Genomic DNA, 23,194 nt, shown 5'->3' with positions numbered 1-23,194 from the left:
GGGTTCATCGCCCGCCTTCCTTGATGGATTCCATGGCGACGGAGGTCGAGGTGCTGGCGACATTCGGCAGGCTCGAGATCTTCTCGCCCAGCACCTCCCGGTAGCGGCGGATATCGGCGGTGCGGATCTTGATTAGATAGTCGAAGCGGCCGGCGATCATGTGGCACTCCTCGACCTCCTTGATCTTGCGCACCGCGCTGTTGAAGGCGTTGAGCGCCGCTTCCTTGGTGTCCGAAAGCTTCACCTCGGCGAAGGCGACATGGTCGAGCCCGAGTTTCTTCGGGTTGAGCACGGCGCGGAAGCCGTCGATATAGCCGTCATTGATCAGGCGTTGCAGACGCAGCGTGCAGGGTGTCTTCGAAAGCCCGACGATTTCGGACATTTCTGTGATGGAAATCCGTGCATTTTCAACGAGAAGATCGAGGATCTTGCGGTCGATTGCGTCTATTTCACTATGTATAGGCTTTATCTTGGACATTAATCTCACTTCTGGCGCGAATATATGGAGATAGATCCTGTCTATGCTCCTATAATGGTGAGAAAGTCGCAAGGCAATCGACTATCTTCCGCGCCAGTGCCATGAGGCTGGAATGCATCGGCAAGCGGTGTATCCTCTCCTCGCATCCAGTGGCCGAACCCGAGATGGTGATGGAAATGGTCCAGTCTGCAAACGAACAACAAATCTCCGCTTTCGCTGATTTTGCGCCGCCGATCCGGCCGCAGAGCGAGCTGCGCCAGCGCATCACCGCCGCCTATCGTACGCCGGAAGAGGACGCGGTTCGCCCTCTGCTCGAAAAGGCCACCCTTCCGGCAGATGCTGTCGCGCGCATCCGGGAGACCGCCCGCACACTGATCGTCGCGCTGCGTGCCAAGCACAAGGGCACCGGCGTCGAGGGGCTGGTGCACGAATATTCGCTCTCCAGCCAGGAGGGCGTCGCGCTGATGTGCCTTGCCGAGGCGCTGCTGCGCATTCCCGACAACGCGACCCGCGACGCGCTGATCCGCGACAAGATTTCGGAAGGCGACTGGAAGTCGCATATGGGGGGCGGTCGTTCGCTCTTCGTCAATGCCGCCACCTGGGGCCTCGTGGTTACGGGTAAGCTCACCTCCACCGTCAATGATCGCGGCCTTTCCGCTGCCCTCACGCGCCTCATCGCCCGCTGCGGCGAGCCTGTCATCCGCCGCGGTGTCGATATGGCCATGCGCATGATGGGCGAGCAGTTCGTCACTGGCGAGACGATCGACGAGGCGCTGCGCAATTCGCGTGCCATGGAGCGCAAGGGCTTCCGCTATTCCTACGACATGCTCGGCGAGGCGGCGACGACGGCCGCGGATGCGGAGCGCTATTATCGCGACTACGAAAACGCCATCCACGCCATCGGCAAGGCCTCGGCCGGCCGCGGCATCTATGAAGGCCCCGGCATCTCGATCAAGCTGTCTGCTCTGCATCCGCGCTATGTACGCGCCCAGGCAGAGCGGGTGATGGGCGAGCTGTTGCCCAAGGTGAAGGCGCTGGCCGCCATCGCGAAGTCCTACAATATCGGCCTCAACATCGATGCCGAGGAGGCCGACCGGCTGGAGCTTTCGCTCGATCTGCTGGAGGAACTTTGCCACGATCCGGCCCTCGCAGGCTGGGATGGCGTCGGCTTCGTGGTGCAGGCCTATGGCAAGCGCTGCCCCTTCGTGCTCGATTTCATCATCGATCTTGCCCGACGTTCCAACCGGCGCATCATGGTGCGCCTCGTCAAGGGCGCCTATTGGGACGCCGAGATCAAGCGCGCGCAGCTCGACGGGCTGGAAGAGTTCCCCGTATTCACGCGGAAAATCCACACGGACATCTCCTACATCGCCTGCGCCCAGAAGCTGCTGGCGGCGAAGGACGTGGTCTTCCCGCAGTTTGCCACGCACAACGCCCAGTCGCTCGCCACGATCTACCAGCTTGCCGGTCCGGAGTTCCGCGTCGGCGACTACGAGTTCCAGTGCCTGCACGGCATGGGCGAACCGCTCTATGACGAGGTCGTCGGCCAGGAGAAGCTGAACCGCCCGTGCCGTATCTATGCACCTGTCGGCACGCATGAGACGCTGCTCGCCTATCTCGTCCGCCGCCTGCTGGAAAACGGTGCGAATTCCTCCTTCGTCAACCGCATTGCCGATCCGGCCATCTCGGTCGACGAGCTCATCGCCGATCCGGCGGCCGTGGTGCGCGCCATGCCAGTGCCGGGCGGCAAGCATGACAAGATCGCGCTTCCCGCAGACCTCTACGGCAAGGGCCGCCTGAATTCCGCCGGCCTCGATCTTTCCAACGAGACTGTGCTGGCGAGGCTGGCGCAGGACCTTGCGAAGACGGCTGCCGTCGAATGGCAGGCCGTGCCTGTCATCGCCGACGGTTCCAGCGAGGGCGAGCGGCGGGCGGTGCTCAATCCGGCCGATCACAGGGACATGGTCGGTACCATCATCGAGACCACGGATGCAGGCGTCGCGAAGGCCGCGAGGCTTGCACTGGAAGCGGCCCCGGCCTGGGCGGCGGTGCCGCCGCGCGAGCGCGGCGACCGGCTCGATCGCGCCGCCGACCTGATGCAGGCGGAGATCGCGACCCTGATCGGCCTTGCCATCCGCGAGGCGGGCAAGTCCGCCGCCAATGCCATTGCCGAAGTGCGCGAGGCGATCGACTTCCTGCGCTACTATGCCGAACAGGCGCGGCGCACGCTGGGTGCCGGCCATCCGCCGCTCGGCCCCATTGTCTGCATCAGCCCGTGGAACTTCCCGCTGGCGATCTTCTCCGGTCAGATCGCGGCCGCGCTCGTCGCCGGCAACCCGGTGCTGGCAAAGCCGGCGGAGGAAACGCCGCTGATCGCCGCCGAGGCCGTGCGCATTCTGCATGAAGCCGGCATTCCGGTCGGTGCGCTGCAACTGCTGCCGGGCGACGGCCGCGTCGGCGCCGCGCTTGTCGGTGCGCCGGAAACGGCAGGCGTGATGTTCACCGGCTCGACGGAAGTCGCCCGCCTCATCCAGAAGGAACTCTCCGGCCGCCTGTCGGCTGTGGGCAAGCCGATTCCGCTGATCGCCGAGACCGGCGGACAGAATGCGATGATCGTCGATTCCTCGGCGCTCGCCGAACAGGTGGTGTTCGACGTCATCGCCTCGGCCTTCGACAGTGCCGGCCAGCGCTGCTCGGCGCTACGCGTGCTGTGCCTGCAGGAGGACGTCGCCGATCGTACGCTCACCATGTTGAAGGGCGCGCTTGCCGAACTGAAGATCGGCCGCACAGACAAGCTCAGTGTCGACACCGGCCCGGTCATCACCGCGGAGGCCAAGCAGACGATCGAGGCGCATATCGAGAAAATGCGTGCGCGCGGTCGCAAGATCGAGCAGGTGGCGCTTCCCGCGGAGGCCGCCCTTGGCACCTTCGTTTCGCCCACCATCATCGAGCTGCAGTCGCTTGCCGATCTGGAGCGCGAAGTGTTCGGCCCGGTCCTGCATGTCATCCGCTACAAGCGCGAAGACGTCGACCGCCTGATCGACGACATCAATGCGACGGGTTACGGCCTGACTTTCGGCCTGCACACGCGCCTCGACGAGACGATTGCCCATGTCACCGGCCGTGTGAAGGCTGGCAATATCTACGTCAACCGCAACATCATCGGCGCCATTGTCGGCGTGCAGCCGTTCGGCGGCCGGGGGCTCTCGGGCACCGGGCCCAAGGCCGGCGGCCCTCTCTATATCGGCCGTCTCGTGCAGGTCCCGCCGGTTCCCCCGCAACACAGCTCCGTCCATATCCAGCCGGCAGTGCTCGATTTTGCGCAGTGGCTGCGCGGAAATGGTAAGTCGGAACTTTCGGATCGAGTGCGGGATCTCGGCAGCAATTCGGCGCTCGGACTGGACCTTGAACTTCCCGGTCCCGTCGGCGAGAAGAACCTTTACGCGCTCCATCCGCGCGGCCGGATCCTTCTCGCGCCGATGACGGAAGAAGGGTTGCTCGCCCAGCTCGGCGCGGTGTTCGCCACGGGCAACAGGGCGGTGATCGATGCCGCTTCCGGGCTCCAGTCCACACTTGCCGGCCTTCCGGCGAGCCTTGCGGCCCTGATTTCCTGGTCGACCGATTGGGCGGCGGATGGTCCCTATGCGGGTGCGCTCATCGAAGGGGACGGGGAGAGGGTGGTCGAGGCCGCCCGCCGCATCGCGGCGCTGCCCGGCCCGCTTGTCCTGACGCAGGCCGCCACCACGGCGGAAATCCGGGCGGGCGCGGAAGCCTATTGCCTCAACTGGCTGCTCGAGGAGGTCTCGACCTCCATCAACACGGCCGCCGCCGGTGGCAATGCGAGCCTGATGAGCATCGGCTAAGGCCTCAAAAACCGGGCTACTCCTTCGAGCGGCCCGGTTTCATACCTTGCCTTTTCCGTTATCCCGCGCCCTCGGCTCCCTCCCAGGGGCGCGTAAGAGACGGGTGCGGCATAGCCAGAAGATCGATGGCGCGGGCGGCGAGGTGGTCGATGATATCGGCCACGGATTGCGGGCAATGGTAGAAGGCCGGCACCGGGGGCATGACGATGGCACCCATCTCCGTCACGGCGCACATGTTGCGCAGATGGCCGAGATGCAACGGCGTCTCGCGCGCGAGAAGAACGAGCCGGCGGCGTTCCTTCAGTTGCACATCGGCAGCACGGCCGATCAGCGTGTCCGTCCGGCCGGTGGCGATGGCCGAGAGCGTCTGCATGGAGCAGGGCGCGACGATCATGCCGCGGACGGGGAACGAGCCGCTGGCAATCGACGCGCCGATATCGTTTGTCGGATGGTGGCGATGGACGAGCGGCAGCAGGCGTTCCAGCGCGTCCGTGCCGCATTCGAGATCCAGCGTGCGGTGCGCGGCATCGGAGACCACGAGATGGATCTCGACGTCGCCGAGCGCGGCGAGCTGCTCGACGATGCGCACGGCAAGTCCTGCACCGGAGGCGCCGGTTACGCCGACGATCACCCGTTCGAAGCTCATGCAGACGGCTCCGAAAGGCCGAGAGAGGCCCAGAGGTGGTCTACCCTCGCGATGACGTCGGGTGTCATAGTGAGGACCCGCCCCCATTCCCGCTCGCTCTCCGTGCCGATCTTCCGCGTCGCATCCAGCCCGAGCTTGCCGCCGAGACCGGATTTGGGGGAGGCGAAGTCGAGATAGTCGATCGGCGTGTTTTCCACGAGCATCAGGTCGCGGCCGGCATCGAAGCGGGTGGAGAGCGCCCAGATCACGTCCGGCCAGCTTTTCACGTCGATATCGCCGTCGACGGCGATGATCAGCTTGGTGTAGTTGAATTGCGGCAGCATGGACCAGAGGCCCATCATCACCCGCCGAGCCTGGCCGGGATAGCGCTTGTCGATGGAAACCACCATGGCACGGTAGGAGCAGGCCTCGGGCGGTAGCCACAGGTCGAGGATTTCCGGGAACTGGCGTTTGACCAGCGGCACGAAGAGTTCGTTCATCGCCTCGCCGAGTCTTGACGGCTCGTCCGGCGGCCGGCCGGTATAGGTGGAAAGATAGAGCGGGTCCTTGCGCAGGGTGATCGCCGAAAGCGTCATGACCGGGAAGGGCTCGACGGCATTGTAGTAGCCGGTGTGGTCGCCATAGGGGCCTTCCTCCGCCGTCTCGTCGGCCGAGACCGTGCCTTCGAGCACGATCTCCGCGCTGGCGGGAATGGGCAGCGGCACGGTAAGGCCGCAGGCCGTCTCCTGTCGGCGGCCGCTGAGCGCGCCGGCAAAGCTGAGCTCGCTCATGCCGTCGGGCAGCGGCATGACGGCGGAGAGGATCGTCGCCGGGTCGGCGCCGATGACGACCGCAACCGGCATGTCGCGCCCTGCCGCCTGCCAGAGGCGATGGTGACGCGCGCCGCCGCGATGGGCGAGCCAGCGCAGGATGAGCCGGTTCTTGCCGAGCTTCTGCATGCGGTAGATGCCGACATTGATGTCTGCCGGATCGTCCGGTGCCTGCGTGATGACGAGCGGCCAGCTGACGAGGGGGGCGGGTTCGCCCGGCCAGCAGGTCTGGATCGGCAGGCGGTCGAGATCGGCGTCTTGGCCTTGCCAGACGGTCGCCTGACAGGGGGCGCGACGGACCGTGCGCGGGTTCATCGACAGGGCGGCCTTCAGATGCGGCAACTTCTGCCAGGCATCGCGCAGGGAGCGTGGCGGCCTGGGGTCGCGCAGGTCGGCGAGGAAGGCGGCAAGGTGCGGCAGGTCGCCGGCCTCAAGGCCGAAACCCCATTCGATGCGTTCGCGTGTACCGAAGAGATTGGCGAGAAGCGGAATGGGCTGAATGCGGCCCGCGGCATCCACCGGCCGCTCGAAGAGCAGCGCCGGCCCGCCCTCGGCCAAAACGCGGCGATGGATTTCTGTCACCTCGTGGACGAGCGAGACCGGCTCGCGGATGCGCGTCAACCGCGTCCGCCGCTCCAGGAGGGCGACGAAATCCTGAAGACTGTCGAAACGGCGCGGAACGGGTGAATCGGCTTTCATGGTGCTCCCTTGCCGGGGAAAAACGTCACGGTCTTTGTGCTGGCGCAAACTCTTGGCGCCCGAGGCTGCCTAGGGTCCGGCCGTTCGTTTCTGGAAAGTCCTGCATGCCATCGCTTCCGCCTCTTCTCGTCAAACCGGTCGATCTTGCGCCTCTCTGGCTCGTAGAACGGGTGGCGCGCCACCTGTTTTCCGGTGTGCTGAAGGCCCATCCCGATCTCTTCGAGCGACTTGGTGAGTATCGCCAGACCCGCTACGGATTCTCGCCGGTCGATCTGCCGCTGCATTTCACCGTCGTGCCTGCCATGAAGGCGCTGGCCGTCTCGCGCGGCGCGGCTCCGCTGGTCGATGCGCGCATCGAGGGGCCGCTGGTGCTGCTTCTCGGCCTGCTCGAAGGCCGCTGCGATGCCGATGCGCTGTTCTTCTCGCGCGACCTTTCGGTCACCGGAGACATGGAGGCGATGCTGGCGATGCGCAACGCACTCGACGACAGCGCCATCGACCTGCCGCGCGAACTCGGTGCGCTGGCCGGCCCACTGTCGCCGCTCATTGCCGGCACGGCGCGCTACATTCGCAGCAAGGCGCTCGAAGGAAGGGACGCGACATGGAACTGATCTGCCCCGCCGGCACCCCCGCCGCCTTCCGTGAGGCGGTGGAGGCCGGTGCCGATGCCGTCTATTGCGGCTTTCGCGACGAGACCAATGCCCGCAACTTCCCGGGCCTCAATTTCAGCCGCGAGGAGTTGCGCCAGTCGATCACGCTCGCCCGCCGCAAGCATGTTGAGACCTTCGTCGCGCTCAACACCTTCATGCGCGCGGGTGACGAGGCGCTGTGGTACTCGGCCGCCGATGACGCGGTGGCGATGGGAGCCGATGCGCTGATCCTCGCCGATTTCGGTCTGATGGCCTATGTGGCGGAAAAATATCCGAACCAGCGGCTGCACGTTTCCGTACAGGCCTCCGCCTCGAACCCGGAGGCGATCCGCTTTCTTGTCGAGGCCTTCGGGGCAAAGCGTGTCGTGCTGCCGCGCGTTTTGACCGTGCAGGACATCGCTCGGCTGACGCGCCAGATCGACTGCGAGGTCGAGGTCTTCGCCTTCGGTGGGCTCTGCGTCATGGCGGAGGGGCGCTGCTCGCTTTCCTCCTATGCGACGGGAAAATCACCCAACATGAACGGCGTCTGCTCGCCGGCGAGCCATGTGCGCTACCGGCAGGACGGCGCGGACCTCGTCTCCGAGCTCGGCGCCTACACAATCAACCGCTTCGGCCCCGACGAAGCGTCGGGCTATCCGACGCTCTGCAAGGGGCGCTTCGAGATCGGTGACGTCGAGGGCTACGCCTTCGAAGATCCTGTCTCGCTCGATGTCATCGACGAGATCGACGCGCTGCGGGAGGCCGGCGTCTCGGCGCTGAAGATCGAGGGGCGCCAGCGCGGCAAGGCCTATGTCGCCGAGGTGGTGTCGTCGCTCAAGAAGGCGCTCGGTGCATCGTCCGGCGAGCGCGCTGTGCTTGTTGCCCGGCTGCGTGCGATGAGCGAGGGCCAGCGCACGACGACGGGCGCTTATGACAAACGCTGGCGATAGGAGACGATGATGGCGACGACAGGCAAACCGGCGCTGAGCCTAGGGCCGGTCTATTTCCTCTGGGACGGGCCGAAATGGCGGGATTTCTACCTCCGCATCGCCGACGAGGCGGCGGTGGAACATGTCACGCTCGGCGAGACGGTCTGTTCCAAGCGCCAGCATTTCAGCGAGCCGCATGTCGCCGAGGTCGTCGAGCGGCTGGAGGCGGCGGGCAAGCGCGTGACGCTCTCGACGCTCGCCATGGTGACGCTGCCGCGTGAAAGCCGGCATGTGCGCGACCTGATCGCTGATAGCCTGCATCCGGTGGAGGCGAACGACCTTTCCGCGCTCGGCCTTCTCAAGGACCGGCCGCATTCGATCGGCCCGCTGGTCAATGTCTACAATGCGGCGACGGCCCGCACGCTTGCCGCCCGCGGTGCGCAGAACATCTGTCTGCCGCCGGAGCTGCCCGCCGGCTCCATCCGGCAGATGCTGGAGGCCATGCCGGATTTCTCCTTCGAGGTCTTCGCCTTCGGCCGCATGCCGCTTGCCATTTCCGCACGCTGCGCCCATGCCCGCTCCAAGGGGTTGACCAAGGACAACTGCCAGTTCGTCTGCGGCGAGGAGCCCGACGGCCTGCCGCTGCGCACGCTCGATCGTCAGTCCTTCCTTGTGCTGAACGGTGTGCAGACCCTGTCGAACAGCTGTGTCGTGCTTGTCGACGATATTGCGCCGCTCGTCGAGGCGGGCCTGTCGCGCGTGCGGCTCTCGCCGCAGGATTGCGACATGGTGAAGGTTGCGAGCCTTTACCGCGCGGTACTCGACGGCAGGCTCGATGGCGAGGAGGCGATTGCAGACCTGGCAAAAATCTATCCCGGCGTGCGCTTTTCGAACGGTTTCCTGCACCGGCAGGAGGGCGCGGCCTGGGTGTCGCGCGGGCGCAACGCGGCGATGGGGCGGGACTGACGGCCGTCAGGCGAAGACGTCGCGTGCTTCCGCCTTGGCGGCGAGGAGCGTTTCGAGGATCATCTGTTCGGAGAAGACATGTCTGCGCAGGCTTTCCTGGAAGCCGCCTATCATGCGCGACACGGTCTCGGGCGACAGTCCGCAACGACCGTTGGCCACGGCCTTCAGCGTCAGCGCAAGTTCCTCGGCCGCAAGCCGGTCGCAGCGGTGCTCCGCCTTCAGGCGCTCGATCGCCATGGCGGCGAAGCAGGACCCGGCATGGCGATCGAAATCCGGAAAGAGCAGGCGCTCCTCCAGCTCGTGCACGGCCTTGAGCGCGGGTGGAATGGCTTCGGCGAGCGCCTGAAGTTCACTGGCGGTGCCCGGCTCGCTTGCGGCCTCTTCAAGGCGCAGGCAGATACCGAGCAGGGCCTGATGAAGCGTTTCCAGCCGGCCGATGTCGGCGGCGTTGAGCGTCGGTTCGTCCATCGCCGCCTCCTACTGGCCGAAGAAGAGCACGGCTGCGATGACCACTGAGGCGCTGACGGCAGAGAGCGTTCCCGCGCCCTGCAGCACGCCCATGCGGTAGAGCATCAGGGCGAAGCCGGCGATAATCGGAGCGGCGATGAGGAGACCGAACTGTGCATCCGTCATGGGAAGGTCCTTTCTGTTGCCGCCATCATGCGGCGCCCGGCATCGCCGCTCTTTGCGCCGGCGCAAAGAAGCCCGCGGCTTCATGAGCTAGGGCTGGCTCATGGCGACAATGGACGATATGCGCACGGCGATTGCGGAGACGGAGAGCGGGGAGGGCGATTGCCTTCTTCTCTGGATCCTGGTGTGGAGCGAACTTGCGGCCTTCGGCGCGCTGCTCGTCGCTTTCATGGTGCTGACGCTGGTGGATGTCGGAAATGCGTCACTCCTGCGGGCGCATCTCCATCCCGGCCTTGCCGCGCTCAACACGGTTCTCCTCGTCCTCAGCGGCTGGCAGGCGGCGCTGGCAGTGCGCGGCGGCGCGGACCTTTCGGGCGTTCGCCGCTCTCTCGTCCTTGCAGGCCTCCTTGGCCTCGTCTTCGCGGCGGTGAAACTCACTGAATATGGGATCGAGGTCCGCTCCGGCATCGGCGCGGCCGGCACGCTGGCCGAACTCTATTTCCTCGTCACCGGCTTCCACCTGCTGCATGTCGTCTTCGGCGCGGCCATCCTCTTCCTCGTCGCCTGGCGCCCGTCGCGCGGCAATGTCGTGATGATCGCGACGCTGTGGCATGCGATCGACCTGGTCTGGCTCGTGATGTTCCCGATCGTCTACCTGACCTGAGACAACCATGACCCGACAGGCCCGCGAACAGTTCATCGCCACCCTTGCCATGCTGCTGACGCTCGCCGTCGGTGGCGCCCTTGTGGGCGGCCTCAGCGGCGGCCTTCTCGTGCCGATTGCCGCTGTGCTGGTCATGGCCTATGCCAAGGGCCGTTTCGTCATCCTCGATTTCATGGAATTGCGCACCAGCCGCAGCGCCCTGCGGCCGGCCCTCCTCGCCTGGCCGGCGCTGCTGTTGTCGCTGGCGCTCGCCCGTTCCATCTTCGTCGCGTTTATCGGCTGACGAACCGCCTGGCTCTTTGCCAATGCGCAAAGAAGGCTTTTTTCCTCCCGCTAGAACGAAGACGTCCCGCAGTGTCGGCGAGGGGATCGCCGGCAGAAAGTCGGCGGGGGTTTTCGCCGGGGCCATGGGGTTTCCGGCAAGGAAAGGACCATGGGATGGCAGAGCGCCTTACCAAGACCGGGGCCCGCAACGTCTTCTATGGCGGGTCCATCTTCTTCTTCGCGATCTTCGTGGGGCTGACGGCCCACTCGCACTATTTCATACGAACGACCTCCACCGACGAGACGACGCTGACCGACAGCGTGGCGCGCGGCAAGCACGTCTGGGAGAAGAACGCCTGTATCAACTGCCACACGCTGCTGGGTGAAGGCGCCTATTTCGCGCCCGAACTCGGCAATGTGTGGAAACGCTACGGCGGCGTCGACGACCCTGAAGGTGCGCGTGAAGCGCTGAAAGCCTGGATGGCCGCGCAGCCGAGCGGGGCGGAAGGCCGGCGGCAGATGCCGCAGTTCAACCTCACCGAACAGGAACTCAACGATCTGGCCGACTTCCTCGAATGGACGAGCCGCATCTTGACCCAGAACTGGCCGCCGAACGACGCCGGTTGAGCGACACGCGTTTCAGGAGAAAAAAGATGAAATATCAAACGCAAAAGGTCGCGATGCTGTACTTCTACGGCGCGCTTGGCCTCTTCCTCGCCCAGGTTCTCTTCGGCGTCGTGGCCGGCACGATCTACGTGCTGCCGAACGTGCTGTCCGAGCTTCTGCCCTTCAACATCGTGCGCATGATCCACACCAATGCGCTTGTCGTCTGGTTGCTCATGGGCTTCATGGGTGCGACCTACTACATGATCCCGGAGGAGACCGAGACGGAGCTTTACAGCCCCAAACTCGCCGTCCTCCAGTTCTGGATGTTCTTCGTGGCGGCAGGGCTGACGGTCGTCGGCTACATGTTCCGCATCCATGAGGGCCGCGAATTCCTCGAGCAGACCTTCATCGCCAAGGTCGGTATCGTCGTCGTCGTGCTGATGTTCCTCTTCAATATCACCATGACGGCGCTGAAGGGGCGCAAGACCACGGTCATCAACATTCTGCTGTTCGGCCTATGGGGCCTTGCCCTCTTCTTCCTCTTCGCTTTCTACAACCCGATCAACCTCGCGCTCGACAAGATGTACTGGTGGTACGTCATCCACCTGTGGGTCGAGGGTGTCTGGGAGCTGATCATGGCCTCCGTGCTCGCCTTTCTGATGATCAAGCTCAACGGCATCGACCGCGAGGTCGTGGAAAAGTGGCTCTATGTCATCGTCGGCCTCGCCCTCTTCTCGGGTATTCTCGGCACGGGTCACCACTACTACTGGATCGGCGCGCCAGGCTACTGGCAGTGGATCGGCTCGCTGTTCTCGACGCTGGAAGTGGCGCCCTTCTTCACCATGGTCATCTTCACCTTCGTGATGACCTGGAAGGCCGGCCGCAACCATCCGAACAAGGCGGCGCTGCTGTGGTCGATCGGCTGCTCGGTCATGGCCTTCTTCGGCGCGGGTGTCTGGGGCTTCCTGCACACGCTGTCGTCGGTGAACTACTACACCCACGGCACGCAGGTCACCGCCGCACACGGGCACCTCGCCTTCTTCGGTGCCTATGTCATGCTGAACCTTTCCATGATGGCCTATGCGATCCCGGAAATCCGCGGCCGGGCGCCGTTCAACCAGTGGCTCTCGATCGCCAGCTTCTGGATCATGTGCACGGCCATGTCGGTGATGACCTTCGCGCTCACCTTCGCCGGCGTCGTGCAGGTACACCTGCAGCGCGTGCTCGGCGAGGGCTTCATGGACGTCCAGGACCAGCTTGCGCTGTTCTACTGGGTCCGCCTCGGCTCGGGCGTCGTCGTGCTCGTCTCTGCGCTGATGTTCATCTGGGCGGTGCTCGTGCCCGGCCGGGAGCGTAGCGACAGCCTCACCCGCATGGTCCAACCGGCCGAGTGAGTGCTGGCCGGTCCCGTCATCCCACGGGGCCGGCACCTTTTCCCGACAGTTTCTTGGAGATCAGAATGAACGTCCTGCTCAAGGATACGCCCCGTCCCGTTTCGGAGATCCCGGCCTACAGCCCCTCCGGCAATGAATGCGCCCTGTTCGAGATGGCCTGGACGCGTCAGCTTCCGCTGCTCCTGAAGGGGCCGACCGGCTGCGGCAAGACCCGCTTCGTCAGCCATATGGCGGCAAGGCTTGGCCTGCCGCTCTCCACCGTCTCCTGCCATGACGACCTTTCGGCCGCCGACCTCACTGGCCGCTACCTGCTGAAGGGTGGCGATACGGTCTGGGTGGATGGGCCCCTGACCCGGGCGGTGCGCCAGGGTGGCGTGTGTTATCTCGACGAGATCGTCGAGGCGCGCAAGGACGTTGCCGTCGTGCTGCATCCGCTTACCGACGACCGGCGCATCCTGCCGCTGGAGCGCACCGGCGAGGTGCTGGAGGCGCTGTCCGGCTTCATGCTCGTCGTCTCCTACAATCCCGGCTACCAGAATCTCCTGAAGGCGCTGAAGCCCTCCACGCGCCAGCGCTTCGTCGCCATCGAGTTCGATTTCCTGCCGAAGCCCCAGGAAATCGCCGTCGTCGCCACGGAAAGCGGGCTGGACGAAGCGCAGGTCGCGCCGCTCGTCGAACTGGCGCATCGGCTGCGGGCTCTCAAGGGTCACGACCTGGAAGAGGGCGTTTCCACCCGTCTCCTCGTCTACTGCGCCTGCCTCATCGACAGCGGCATGACCATGCGCGAGGCGGTGCGAGCGGCGATGGTCGAGCCGCTGACCGACGATCCGGATGTCCGCGCCGCCCTTCTTGAAATCGCCGATGCGATGATCCGCTGAGGAACTGCCATGCTGGATTTCCTGGAGCTTGAGGAAACGGTCGGCCGGGCCTGGCACCGGCTCGTCGGCAAGACCGGCACCTGGCCGCGCTATCCGGAGCATGCCGTGCAGCTGGAGGATGTCCGGCCGGTGCTCGCCGTCTGCTTCCGCGGTTTCGGCGGCGAGGGGGCGGTGCAGATCGCGCCCGCCCGGGGGCGCACCTCGGCGCATCGCCTCCGGTTGCGCCAGCGCATGGGGCTCGGCGAGGAAAAGCTGGTGCAGCCCGGCCGCGACCATGCGGCCTTGATGCTGCCCGGCGCGATCGACCTCTTCGCCGATCGGGGCCTCAACCGGGACCTCTATGTCTGGCTCGCTGCGGCGATGGCGGTGATGCCGCTGGATCCGGTCACGGAGAGTGATCCGCTCCAGCGCGACCTTGCTGTTCTCCAGCGAGCGGATGCGACGGTGAAGGCGGTGCTCTTGGCCTTTCCGGGTCTTGCGCGGCGCTACCGGCGGCTTTCGGCCGCCGTGCTGGACGCGCGTCGCAGCCGGCCGCTACCCTCCATCGAGCGGCATGTGGAGAGCCGCATCCTCAGTCTCCTGAGGAAGGGCGCCGGTCTTGCGGACGATACGCTGCCGGTCATCTTCCCGCACCGCGCGCCGGCCGGCTACCTGCCGATGCTGCCGGTTCCGCTGTGGCCGGATGCGCTTCTGCGCGAAGAGGGCGAGGGGCGTGGCGAGGAGGATCAGCCGGCGACGGGCGGCACGCCCGAGACGCCGGAGACCGGTCGCCATGTCGCGCTGCGCGAAAAGGCCGAGAACCGCAAGAACGAGCGCAGCCCCTTCATCCTCAACCGCTTCGAGAAGATCCTCGCCATGGCGGAGATGGTCAATGTCGACCGTCCCGGCGACGACAGCGACGACCACGATTCGAGTGCTGCCGACGAGCTGGACGACATGACGCTCGGCGAGCGCAAGGGCCGACCTTCCGCCCGCTTCCATTTCGATCTCGATCTGCCGCCGGAAGCGCTCGACCGTACGCGCCTGACCGGCGAACACACCTATCCCGAATGGGATTTCCGCACGGGCACCTATCTGCCGGATCATTGCCGTGTGGTCGCCTCTCCGGCGCCGGATATGGCCGTCGTGCCCGAGGCCGATGCGGACACGAAGAGCCTGATCCGCCGCGTGCGCCGGCAGTTCGAGGTGCTGCGGCCGCGCCATGAAATGCTGCGCGCGCAGCTCGACGGGGTGGAACTCGACCTTGACGCCGTGGTGCGCGCCCGGTGCGACCTTGCCGCCGGCGGACAGGGCAGCGACCGCATCCACCTGATGAGCCGGCCGCAGGCGCATGATCTTGCCGTCACCATCCTCGTCGATGTCTCGCTTTCGACGGACGCCTGGTTCGACAACCGCCGGGTGCTCGACGTGGAGAAGGAGGCGCTGCTGGTTCTCGCACATGGTCTTGCGGCCTGTGGCGACAGCCATTCGATCCTCACCTTCACCTCGCGCCGCCGCTCCTGGGTGCGGGTCGAGACGGTCAAGGATTTCGGCGAGACGATGAACCACGCCGTGGAGGCGCGCATCGCGGCGCTGAAGCCGGGCTTCTATACCCGGATCGGCCCGGCGATCCGCCATGCGGCGGCAAAGCTGCGCGAGCAGCCGAACCGCCGAAAGCTCCTCCTGCTGCTCACCGACGGCAAGCCGAACGACGTCGATCACTATGAGGGCCGCTTCGCGCTGGAGGACAGCCGCCGGGCGGTGAACGAGGCGCGACGCACCGGCGTCAGCGTGTTCGGGGTGACGGTCGACCGGGAGGCACAGGCCTATGTGCCGGCGATCTTCGGCCGCAACGGCTATGCCATCGTCAGCAATATCGCCCGGCTGCCTGCGGCGCTGCCGGCGATTTATCGCGGTCTTGTCGGATAGAGGCGCAAGATCGGCGAGGAAGGGCCCGGCATGCCGCACCATGCCGGGCCCTTTTTGTCTCAAGCTGCTTTGCTGTGCGTGCGGGCCGACTGGTCGATATAGGCGTCGAAGGCGGCGGCGACCGCGCGGACGATGAAGCGGTGGTCCTGTCGCACGGTGACGGTGCCGCCGCGGATATCGATCGCGCCATCCTCCTTCAGCGCCGCCAGCCGGGCATTGCCGTCGAGAAGCGGGGCTGCGTCGAAACCGTGCCGCGCGGCGATGCCCGTCACGTCGACGCGGAAATCGCACATCAGGCGCTCGATGATCTCGGCGCGCAGCCGGTCCTCCGCCGTCAGCCGGTACCCCTTGGCGGTGGCGAGGCGGCCGGAGGCGATGCGCTGGGCATAGAGGCCGGGCGGCACCTCGTTCTGCACATAACCGTCCGCCGTGCGACCGATCGACGAGGCGCCGAAGCCGATGAGGGTGGTGCAGGCATCCGTCGTATAGCCCTGGAAATTGCGGCGTAGCCGGCCGCGCTTGGCGGCAAGGGCGAGGCTGTCGTCCGGCAGGGCATAGTGGTCGAGGCCGATTCGGACATAACCGGCGCCGGCAAGCGTTTCGGCGATCGCCTCGGCCTGCTCGCTGCGCATGGCGGCGTCGGGCAGTGCCCGTTCGTCGATCAGCCGCTGGTGTTTCTTGAAGGAGGGGATATGGGCATAGCCGAAGACGGCGAAACGCTCCGGCCGCATACGGATCGCCGCTTGGGCCGTCTCGATGCAGGAAGCGACCGTCTGGTGCGGCAGGCCGTAGATGAGGTCGAAATTGATGCCGGTAATGCCGGCCTTGCGCAGCCTTGTCGCGGCTTCGGCCGTCTGCGCCTCGCTCTGGATGCGGTTGATCGCCTTCTGCACGACGGGGTCGAAGCTCTGCACGCCGAGGCTCGCACGGGTGACGCCCGCCTCGCCGAGCGCCGTCGCCATCTCGGCGGTGAGGGTGCGCGGGTCGATCTCGACGGCGATTTCCGCGCCGGCGGCGAAGGCGAAGCGGGCGCGCAGAAGGCCGATCAGGTCGCGGAATTCCTCCGGCTGCATGATGGTGGGCGTGCCGCCGCCGAAATGGACGTGGCGGATGTTCGGCCGGCCACCGACCGTCCTGGAGACGAGGTCGATCTCCTTGCGGAGCATGTCGATGTAGTCGAGAATCGGTTCGTCGCGCTGGGTGATCGTCGTGTGACAGCCGCAGTACCAGCACATGGAACGGCAGAACGGGATGTGCAGGTAGAGCGAGGCATCGGTGCCGGGCTTGATGGCGGCAAGCCAGTCGCTGTGGGTGCCGGCACCGACCGTAGGCGAAAAGCCCGGAGCCGTCGGATAGCTCGTATAGCGCGGTAGCCGCGCTTCGCCGTATTTTTCGATCAGGGCCTGTTGCATGGCACTTTCCTTTGTCCGGAATGGATGGTGGCAGGAGCCTAGGGGCCGGACGGGAGTGCTTCTTTGCGAAAAGCCAAGCAGCAGGGCATCGCGGTCGCGTATTTCCGGAATTGTTTGCGCAACGTCAAAGTGGTGGGCCGGCCGCGGGGTTAGCGTCGGCTGGTTCCGGTCGGTCGAGCCGTGCCTTCCGGAACGGGATTCGGAACGGCCGGGACGGAACAGAAAACCATGTCAGACGACGACCAGGCCAAGCCCTCCATCGATGTCCGCACCATTGCCCCGCGCGAGCGTCATCCGCGGATCTTTGGCATGCTCGGTGCGCTGCTTCCGGGCAAATCGATGTTGATCACCAGCGATCATGACCCGCGGCCGCTGCACTACCAGTTGGAGACGAGTTTTCCGGGGCAGTTCGGCTGGGACTATCTCGAACAGGGGCCGGAGGTCTGGCGCGTCGAGATCGACCGGATTGAGGACCGTGGCTGCGATTGCTGCTGCGGCTCGGACCACTAGGCGGCAGACGGTGTACGGCGAAAGGGAAACCACATGCAGGGTGCAACGCTCTCCCGCTGGACCATGTCCTATTTCGCCCTGGCCTGCCTGATGCTCGTTGCGGGACAGGGCCTGATGCTGGCGGGCTACGGTTATCCGGGCGCTGCCGTCAGTGCGCCGGAAACCCTGGTGCTCGTGCATGTCCTCGCCATCGGCTGGCTGAGCCTTCTGATGGCGGGGGCGCTCCTGCAATTCGTGCCGGTGCTGATCGCCCGTCCGCTGGTCGGCGGGCGGTTTGCGGCGCCCGCTCTGCTGCTGCTTGTCGCCGGGCTCTGCGCGCTGGTTGGCGGTTTCGTGGCGCTGTCCGGCGCCATCGACCTGCCGCTTGCCCTCCTGCCGCTGGGGGGCGGATTGCTGCTGGCCGGTTTCGTCCTTTTCGCCGCCATCCTGGCCGCCACGCTTCTTGCGGCGCGGCCCTTGCCGCTACCTGCGCGCTTTGTCGCCGTCGCGCTGGCGGCGCTCATTGGGGCGGCGCTTGCCGGCTTCGCCTTCACATTGGCTCTTTCCGGCACCAGTGACAATCTCTTGCTTGTCCGGCTCGTCGCCGATGGCGTGGATCTGCATGCGGCGCTTGGCCTTGGCGGCTGGCTGAGCGTTACCGCGGTCGGCGTCAGCTACCGACTGCTTGCCATGTTCCTTTTGGCGCCAGAGACGGAACGGCCGACGAGCCGCATCGTCTGGTGGGCGGCAAGCCTTGCCATCGGGCTTGTCGCGGCCGGCATTCCCGTCGCCCTTGTTGTCGCCCCCGGCGCGACGGTGCTCTTTGCCGTCGCCCTCCTCCTGACGCTTGCCGCGGTGCTGCTCTATGGCGGCGATGTCGTGCATCTCTACCGGACGCGCAAGCGCAGGCAGGCGGAGCTGAACATCCGGGCGACGTTCGCGGCCTTTGGTGCACTTGTGCTGTCCGTCGCCCTCATCAACCTGCCGGCCGTCCGGGCGGGCGGGGGGCTTGCAGCGGCCGTCTACCTCTTCGTCTTCGGCTGGCTGACGGGGCTGGGGCTTGCCCAGCTCTACAAGATCGTCGCCTTCCTGACATGGTTGGAGGCCTATGGGCCGGTGCTGGGGCGTGCCCCGGTGCCGCGCGTGCAGGATCTTGTCGATGAACGGCGCGGGCGTGTCCTGTTCTGGTTCTACTACGGCGCGGTTGCAGCGGCCACGCTCGCACTTTTCGCGGAGGCTTCCGGTGCTTTCCGATGGGCGGTCCTCGTGCAACTGGCAGCGACGCTGGGGCTGATCGGAGAATTCATTCGCGCGCGCCGGCTTTGTGTCGTGCCGCAGGCGCTGCGAGCGCCGGCCGGCATGGTGCGCCCCCATCTCTTCCTGCCTTTACCTGTTTCAAGGAGATAACCGATGTCCGACGTTTCAAACGCCACTGCCCCCAAGACCCTCGATGTGCGGCCGATCCTGGAAAGCGGCGGGGAGCCGTTCCAGGCGATCATGGAGGCGGTGCAGTCGCTCGGCCCCGGGCAGGGGCTCCGGCTCTTCGCCACCTTCCGCCCGCAACCGCTGTTCCGCGTCATGGCAAGCCGCGGTTTCGACCACGAGGCCCATGAGATCGAGGGTGGCGATTGGGAAGTCCTCTTTACGCCGCAACAGGTGGCAGCGCCCGTCGAAACCTCCGGCGATGCGGACCGCCCGGAAGCCTGGCCCGATCCCTCCCTCCATCTCGACCTCAGCGACCTCGACCCGCCCGAGCCCATGGTTCGCATCCTTGCGGCGGCCGAGACGCTGGAGCCGGGGGAGGTTCTCTTCGCGCTCCTGTCCCGCGAGCCGCTGTTCCTGTTCCCCGAACTGACGAAGCGTGGCCACCAGTGGGCCGGCAATTTCGACGAGACGGGTTCGGCCTACCGCATTCTCGTGCGGACCGGCCGGGCGAGGGGGTGATCCGATGGACGAGGACGAGAAGGCCGCATTGACCGAGGCCATCCGCAATGCCCTGCGCATGATCATCGACCCGGAGATCGGCCGCAACATCGTCGATCTCGGCCTGATCTACGAGATTGCGGTGGAAGAGGGTGGCATTGCGCGCATCGCCATGACGACGACGACACGCGGTTGCCCGGCGAGCGATTACCTCAAGGATGCAGTGGGCAATTGCGTGTGGTACGTGCCGGGTGTCGAATATGCCGAGGTGCGGCTGACCTATGAGCCGCCCTGGACGCCGGAGATGGTGGCGGCGGAACTCTAGGTAAGGAAAACGGCCCGGAAATGCTTCCGGGCCGCTTCGCGTTCAAAGCGGTGCGCGGCGCTTGCAGGCAAGGATCGGCGCATATTCCAGGCAGAAGAGCCCGAAGGCTGCGATCCAGAGAAGTCCTGAGCCGGCGTAGACGAGGTGGCTCGCTTCCGGGAAAACCTCGCCGAGCGGGCGGATGAGCGCGCAGAGGATAAGCGCGCCATAGGCTGCGACGGTGAGACGCGAGGCCCGCAGCGGCCGGCCGGTATGGCCGAGGCTCGCCCGCGTCATGACGGCAAGCATCATGCTGGCGATGGCACCGACCGAGAGGAGATGCAGGACGGAGCGCTCCTCCAGGAAACCGAGTGCGCTGAGGGCGATGGAGGCGAAGCCGATCGGCACGAAGGCATAGGCAATGTGCAGGACGACGAGCAGCTTTTCCGGCCGCGTCGTCCAGCCCCGCCAGCGGTGAAGACGGATGCACTGCAGCACGGCTGCACCCAGGCCGAGGCCGGCGGTGCCGGGGTGTTCGGGCACGAGCGTCCAGGCGGCAAGCGCGCCGACGCCGGAAAGGATCGCGACCATGTCGAAGCGGTTGTAAGGCACGGGAAAATCCGTGCGGCCGGACTTGTTGAGCCAGTTGCGGGTGAAGCTCGGCAGGATGCGGCCGCCGACGATCATCACCAGCACGACATAGGCGGCGACGGCCAGGCGGATCGCCATGCGGTCATGTTCGCCGTCGATCGCCGCCACATGGAAGATGCCGTTGGCGATCGACAAGGCGAGGAGGCCGCCGAGCACCTTCAGGTCTTTCCACTTGCGCCCTGCCACGACCTCGCGCGTGCAGATGGCAAGCAGCACCGGCAGGAAGAGCGCGTCGATAATAGCGGCCGTGGTCACGCCGACCGCATCCGGCACGAGCAGCACGGCGCGTCCGGCGCACCAGAGCGCAAAGAGCGCGAAGAGCGGCCAGCCGGAGACGGGCAGGCGGCCCGTCCAGTTCGGCACCGCGGTCAGCAGGAAACCGGCGAGCACGGCGGAGGCAAAGCCGAACAGCATTTCATGCGCGTGCCAGTTGGGCGCGCCATAGCCGCCGCCGATTTCGACATGCCCGGTGATCGCCGCGATCCACAAGGACATCGCCGCGATGGCCCAGAGGCCGGCGCCGAGGAAGAATGGCCGGAAGCCGTAGGAGAACAGCACCGGGCCGGTGCGGGAAAGGCCGCGGGGAACGGCGCGGCTGACGCGCGCTGCGGGTTGGCTTGCGCTCATTTTGGGTCTGCTCCTTTGCATTTGTCAGCTCTTTCTAGGGCAGCCGGGCAGGGGCTTCTTTGCGAGATGGCAAAGAGCAAATCAGCACCTGCCAAAATGCCGCAGCGGCCGGAAAGGCCTGTTTGTCCCATCTCAAAGAGGTTGGCGCGAATGCTCCTAGAACAGAGAGGACCGGGCGATACACCGCTCCGTCCTTTCAAAAAGGAGAGACACAATGACCGAGCAGCTTCAGATGACACGCCGCACCATTCTGGGCGGAGCCGCCTTTGCCGGCGTCCTGACGCCGATCATTGCGGCGTCGATGGCGCGAGCGGAAGGCGGCGCCATCGAGACAAATGCAGCCGCGACGGCGGCCGACATCGCCAAGCTGGAACGCGTGAAGGTCGAGCTGGTCAAGCCGCCCTTCGTTCACGCCCACACCCAGAAGGCCGAAGGCGGACCGAAAGTCTACGAATTCACCATGACGATCGAGGAAAAGAAGATGATCCTCGACGACAAGGGCACGGAGGTCCATGCGATGACCTTCGACGGCTCGGTCCCGGGCCCGCTGATGGTGGTGCACCAGAACGACTATGTCGAACTGACGCTGATCAACCCCGAAACCAACGAGTTGCAGCACAATATCGACTTCCACTCGGCGACGGGTGCGCTTGGCGGCGGCGCGCTGACCGTGGTCAACCCGGGTGAACGCACGGTGCTGCGCTTCAAGGCCACCAAGGCCGGCGTCTTCGTCTACCATTGCGCACCTCCCGGAATGGTGCCCTGGCACGTCACCTCGGGCATGAACGGCGCCATCATGGTGCTGCCGCGCGAAGGCCTGACGGACGGGCACGGCAAGGAGCTGACCTATGACCGCGTCTACTATGTCGGCGAGCAGGACTTCTACGTGCCGAAGGATGCGGCAGGGAACTACAAGAAGTATCCGAGCGTCGGGGAATCGTATGCCGATACGCTCGAAGTCATGCGCACGCTGACCCCGAGCCACATCGTCTTCAACGGTGCCGTCGGCGCGCTGACCGGCGACAGCGCCCTGCAGGCGAAGGTGGGCGAGAAGGTGCTGATCGTGCATTCGCAGGCCAACCGCGATACCCGGCCGCACCTCATCGGCGGGCATGGCGACTATGTCTGGGCGACCGGCAAGTTCCGCAACGTGCCTGATGTCGATCAGGAGACCTGGTTCATTCCGGGCGGCACGGCGGGCGCGGCCTTCTACACCTTCGAGCAGCCCGGCATCTACGCCTATGTCAACCACAACCTGATCGAGGCCTTCGAGCTGGGTGCGGCAGCCCACTTCACGGTCACCGGCGAGTGGAACGACGACCTGATGACCTCGGTCATGCCGCCAAGCGGCGCCTGACACCCCTGCTGCCGGCAGGCCTGCCCCTGGAGGTGGGCCTGCCAATGCGGGCCGCCACCGGCGGCCCGATCCGAATGTGGCGCCCGTCCCGGACGTCGAAGGATCGTCCGGGCGATGCGCAAGGAGGCCGTCATGGCTGCATTGATTTCGAAGCCCGCCATTTCCTGGACATCGCTCGCCCTTCCCGCGCTGCTCCTCGCCGCGCTAGCCGGCGGGATCGCGGTGAAGGCCGATCTCATCGGTGCAGCGCCCGCCGGTCCCGTGCTGGACGAGCCAATCACCGTGGAAATCGCACCGCGCCGCTTCGAATACCGTGAGAGCGGGGAATTCTTCCGCAACGGCTTTGCCGTCGACGGGCCGGTCAAGACCGTTACCGTTCGAAGCCCGCTCACCATCATGAAATACCAGGTCACCGCGGCCGACTACCGGCGCTGCGTTGCGGATGGCGTTTGCGCGCGGGCCGAGCCCGGCTTCGTGCCGGCCGAACCGGCCGAGACGCCGGTGACGGGTGTCAGCTATGACGATGCGATGGCCTATGCCGGCTGGCTGGGCGCCCGCACCGGCGAGATCTGGACCCTGCCGAGCGACGAGGAACTCGCCTTCGCCGCCGGCACGCGCTTTCCCGACGACGCGCTCGGTGTCGACATCAACAGCACCAATCCGGCCGAGCGCTGGCTTGCGGACTATCGCCGCGAAGCGGCGCGCAAGGCCTCGCGCGATCCCGTTCCCCAGCCGCTCGGACGCTTCGGCGAAAACGAATTCGGCCTTGCCGATTTCGCCGGCAACGTCTGGGAGTGGACCGCGACCTGCCACCGCCGCGTCAATCTCGACAAGGCTGGCAAGGTGCTGAACGACGTGTCGTCGTGCGGCATCTACATTGCCAGCGGCAAGCACCGGGCGGCGATGAGCTCGTTCGTGCGCAACCCGAAGGGCGGCGGCTGTGCCGTCGGCGTGCCGCCGGACAATGTCGGCTTCCGCCTCGTCAAGGACACGCGCTGGTATGCGCCCCTGCTCGTGGTCTTGAAGGAAAAGGGGGTTTCTTTCTGACGGGGATGTTCAAACTTTCAG

At 65.8% G+C, this 23,194-nt stretch carries 23 protein-coding genes; 16 read left to right on the top strand and 7 right to left on the bottom strand.

Translation table 11 applies throughout. The annotated features are described in order from the left end of the window. Positions 1-4: 4 nt before the first annotated feature. Positions 5-478, bottom strand: a complete 474-nt coding sequence (locus K0P03_RS16210) for an Lrp/AsnC family transcriptional regulator (RefSeq protein WP_024271299.1) — start codon at positions 476-478, stop codon at positions 5-7. Positions 479-654: 176 nt separating this feature from the next. Between K0P03_RS16210 and putA the strand changes: the two genes are divergently transcribed. Continuing rightward, positions 655-4,341, top strand: coding sequence for a trifunctional transcriptional regulator/proline dehydrogenase/L-glutamate gamma-semialdehyde dehydrogenase (putA, locus tag K0P03_RS16205; protein WP_272790096.1), 3,687 nt, complete (start codon positions 655-657; stop codon positions 4,339-4,341). A 58-nt stretch (positions 4,342-4,399) separates the two neighbouring features. On the opposite strand, the gene K0P03_RS16200 is transcribed toward putA, so the two are convergent. Both K0P03_RS16200 and K0P03_RS16195 read right to left on the bottom strand, forming a co-directional pair. Then, positions 4,400-4,987, bottom strand: a complete 588-nt coding sequence (locus tag K0P03_RS16200) for a UbiX family flavin prenyltransferase (RefSeq protein WP_272790095.1) — start codon at positions 4,985-4,987, stop codon at positions 4,400-4,402. Beyond that, complete coding sequence (locus K0P03_RS16195) at positions 4,984-6,495, bottom strand: UbiD family decarboxylase (RefSeq protein ID WP_272790094.1); 1,512 nt, start codon at positions 6,493-6,495, stop codon at positions 4,984-4,986. Before K0P03_RS16195 ends, K0P03_RS16200 begins: the two co-directional genes overlap by 4 nt. Positions 6,496-6,599: 104 nt before the next feature. On the opposite strand from K0P03_RS16195, the gene ubiT reads away from it, so the two are divergent. The 3 genes from ubiT to ubiV are packed head-to-tail and all read left to right on the top strand — an operon-like array spanning position 6,600 to position 9,019. Then, on the top strand, positions 6,600-7,106 hold the full coding sequence (gene ubiT, locus K0P03_RS16190; protein ID WP_272790093.1) for a ubiquinone anaerobic biosynthesis accessory factor UbiT: 507 nt from the start codon (positions 6,600-6,602) through the stop codon (positions 7,104-7,106). Continuing rightward, a complete protein-coding gene (ubiU, locus tag K0P03_RS16185; RefSeq protein WP_272790092.1) occupies positions 7,097-8,074 on the top strand; it encodes a ubiquinone anaerobic biosynthesis protein UbiU in 978 nt (325 codons plus the stop codon). Before ubiT ends, ubiU begins: the two co-directional genes overlap by 10 nt. A gap of 9 nt (positions 8,075-8,083) precedes the next feature. After that, positions 8,084-9,019 carry a ubiquinone anaerobic biosynthesis protein UbiV gene (ubiV, locus tag K0P03_RS16180; RefSeq protein ID WP_272790495.1) on the top strand — a complete coding sequence of 312 codons (936 nt, stop codon included), beginning with the start codon at positions 8,084-8,086 and terminating at the stop codon, positions 9,017-9,019. A 6-nt stretch (positions 9,020-9,025) separates the two neighbouring features. Here the strand turns inward: ubiV and K0P03_RS16175 are convergent, their stop codons facing one another. Both K0P03_RS16175 and K0P03_RS16170 read right to left on the bottom strand, forming a co-directional pair. After that, entirely contained in the window at positions 9,026-9,487 is a 462-nt protein-coding gene (locus K0P03_RS16175; RefSeq protein ID WP_272790091.1) for a hemerythrin domain-containing protein, read from the bottom strand. A 9-nt stretch (positions 9,488-9,496) separates the two neighbouring features. Further along, positions 9,497-9,652, bottom strand: a complete 156-nt coding sequence (locus K0P03_RS16170) for a hypothetical protein (RefSeq protein ID WP_088016419.1) — start codon at positions 9,650-9,652, stop codon at positions 9,497-9,499. A 109-nt stretch (positions 9,653-9,761) separates the two neighbouring features. Between K0P03_RS16170 and K0P03_RS16165 the strand changes: the two genes are divergently transcribed. The 6 genes from K0P03_RS16165 to K0P03_RS16140 all read left to right on the top strand — a co-directional run bounded on the left by K0P03_RS16165 (position 9,762) and on the right by K0P03_RS16140 (position 15,363). Beyond that, positions 9,762-10,313 carry a cytochrome c oxidase subunit 3 gene (locus K0P03_RS16165; RefSeq protein ID WP_272790494.1) on the top strand — a complete coding sequence of 184 codons (552 nt, stop codon included), beginning with the start codon at positions 9,762-9,764 and terminating at the stop codon, positions 10,311-10,313. A 7-nt stretch (positions 10,314-10,320) separates the two neighbouring features. Continuing rightward, positions 10,321-10,596, top strand: a complete 276-nt coding sequence (locus K0P03_RS16160) for a cytochrome C oxidase subunit IV family protein (RefSeq protein WP_023514991.1) — start codon at positions 10,321-10,323, stop codon at positions 10,594-10,596. Between the two features lie 155 nt (positions 10,597-10,751). Then, entirely contained in the window at positions 10,752-11,204 is a 453-nt protein-coding gene (locus K0P03_RS16155; protein ID WP_023514992.1) for a c-type cytochrome, read from the top strand. Between the two features lie 26 nt (positions 11,205-11,230). Next, on the top strand, positions 11,231-12,577 hold the full coding sequence (locus K0P03_RS16150; protein WP_272790090.1) for a nitric-oxide reductase large subunit: 1,347 nt from the start codon (positions 11,231-11,233) through the stop codon (positions 12,575-12,577). Between the two features lie 65 nt (positions 12,578-12,642). After that, a complete protein-coding gene (locus K0P03_RS16145) occupies positions 12,643-13,455 on the top strand; it encodes a CbbQ/NirQ/NorQ/GpvN family protein (protein WP_272790089.1) in 813 nt (270 codons plus the stop codon). Between the two features lie 9 nt (positions 13,456-13,464). Next, entirely contained in the window at positions 13,465-15,363 is a 1,899-nt protein-coding gene (locus tag K0P03_RS16140) for a nitric oxide reductase activation protein NorD (RefSeq protein WP_272790088.1), read from the top strand. A gap of 59 nt (positions 15,364-15,422) precedes the next feature. On the opposite strand, the gene hemN is transcribed toward K0P03_RS16140, so the two are convergent. Continuing rightward, positions 15,423-16,775 carry an oxygen-independent coproporphyrinogen III oxidase gene (hemN, locus tag K0P03_RS16135; RefSeq protein ID WP_272790087.1) on the bottom strand — a complete coding sequence of 451 codons (1,353 nt, stop codon included), beginning with the start codon at positions 16,773-16,775 and terminating at the stop codon, positions 15,423-15,425. A 228-nt stretch (positions 16,776-17,003) separates the two neighbouring features. Here hemN and K0P03_RS16130 point away from each other — a divergent pair, with 228 nt between their 5' ends. From K0P03_RS16130 to K0P03_RS16115, 4 genes are read left to right on the top strand one after another with little or no spacing between them, the layout of a single operon-like run. Further along, on the top strand, positions 17,004-17,285 hold the full coding sequence (locus K0P03_RS16130; protein WP_272790086.1) for a DUF2249 domain-containing protein: 282 nt from the start codon (positions 17,004-17,006) through the stop codon (positions 17,283-17,285). 33 nt (positions 17,286-17,318) lie between these two features. After that, positions 17,319-18,671 (top strand): hypothetical protein, encoded by a 1,353-nt coding sequence (locus K0P03_RS16125; protein WP_272790085.1) that lies wholly within the window; start codon positions 17,319-17,321, stop codon positions 18,669-18,671. A 3-nt stretch (positions 18,672-18,674) separates the two neighbouring features. Then, the gene (locus K0P03_RS16120) at positions 18,675-19,208 is read left to right on the top strand and encodes a DUF2249 domain-containing protein (protein WP_272790084.1); all 534 of its coding nucleotides are present in this window, start codon (positions 18,675-18,677) and stop codon (positions 19,206-19,208) included. A 4-nt stretch (positions 19,209-19,212) separates the two neighbouring features. Continuing rightward, the gene (locus K0P03_RS16115; RefSeq protein WP_272790083.1) at positions 19,213-19,512 is read left to right on the top strand and encodes a metal-sulfur cluster assembly factor; all 300 of its coding nucleotides are present in this window, start codon (positions 19,213-19,215) and stop codon (positions 19,510-19,512) included. Positions 19,513-19,554: 42 nt separating this feature from the next. Here the strand turns inward: K0P03_RS16115 and K0P03_RS16110 are convergent, their stop codons facing one another. Further along, on the bottom strand, positions 19,555-20,769 hold the full coding sequence (locus tag K0P03_RS16110) for an NnrS family protein (RefSeq protein ID WP_272790082.1): 1,215 nt from the start codon (positions 20,767-20,769) through the stop codon (positions 19,555-19,557). A gap of 214 nt (positions 20,770-20,983) precedes the next feature. On the opposite strand from K0P03_RS16110, the gene nirK reads away from it, so the two are divergent. Together nirK and K0P03_RS16100 are read left to right on the top strand one after the other, a co-directional pair. Beyond that, positions 20,984-22,126: a copper-containing nitrite reductase gene (gene nirK, locus K0P03_RS16105; RefSeq protein WP_023512034.1), complete on the top strand. Its 1,143-nt coding sequence runs from the start codon at positions 20,984-20,986 to the stop codon at positions 22,124-22,126. 132 nt (positions 22,127-22,258) lie between these two features. Next, positions 22,259-23,173 (top strand): formylglycine-generating enzyme family protein, encoded by a 915-nt coding sequence (locus K0P03_RS16100; protein ID WP_272790081.1) that lies wholly within the window; start codon positions 22,259-22,261, stop codon positions 23,171-23,173. Positions 23,174-23,194: the final 21 nt, after the last annotated feature.

Origin of the sequence: Shinella sp. HY16, from assembly GCF_028534175.1 — a bacterium.
Classification (GTDB): domain Bacteria; phylum Pseudomonadota; class Alphaproteobacteria; order Rhizobiales; family Rhizobiaceae; genus Shinella.
This window is presented reverse-complemented; position numbering and strand designations above follow the sequence as displayed.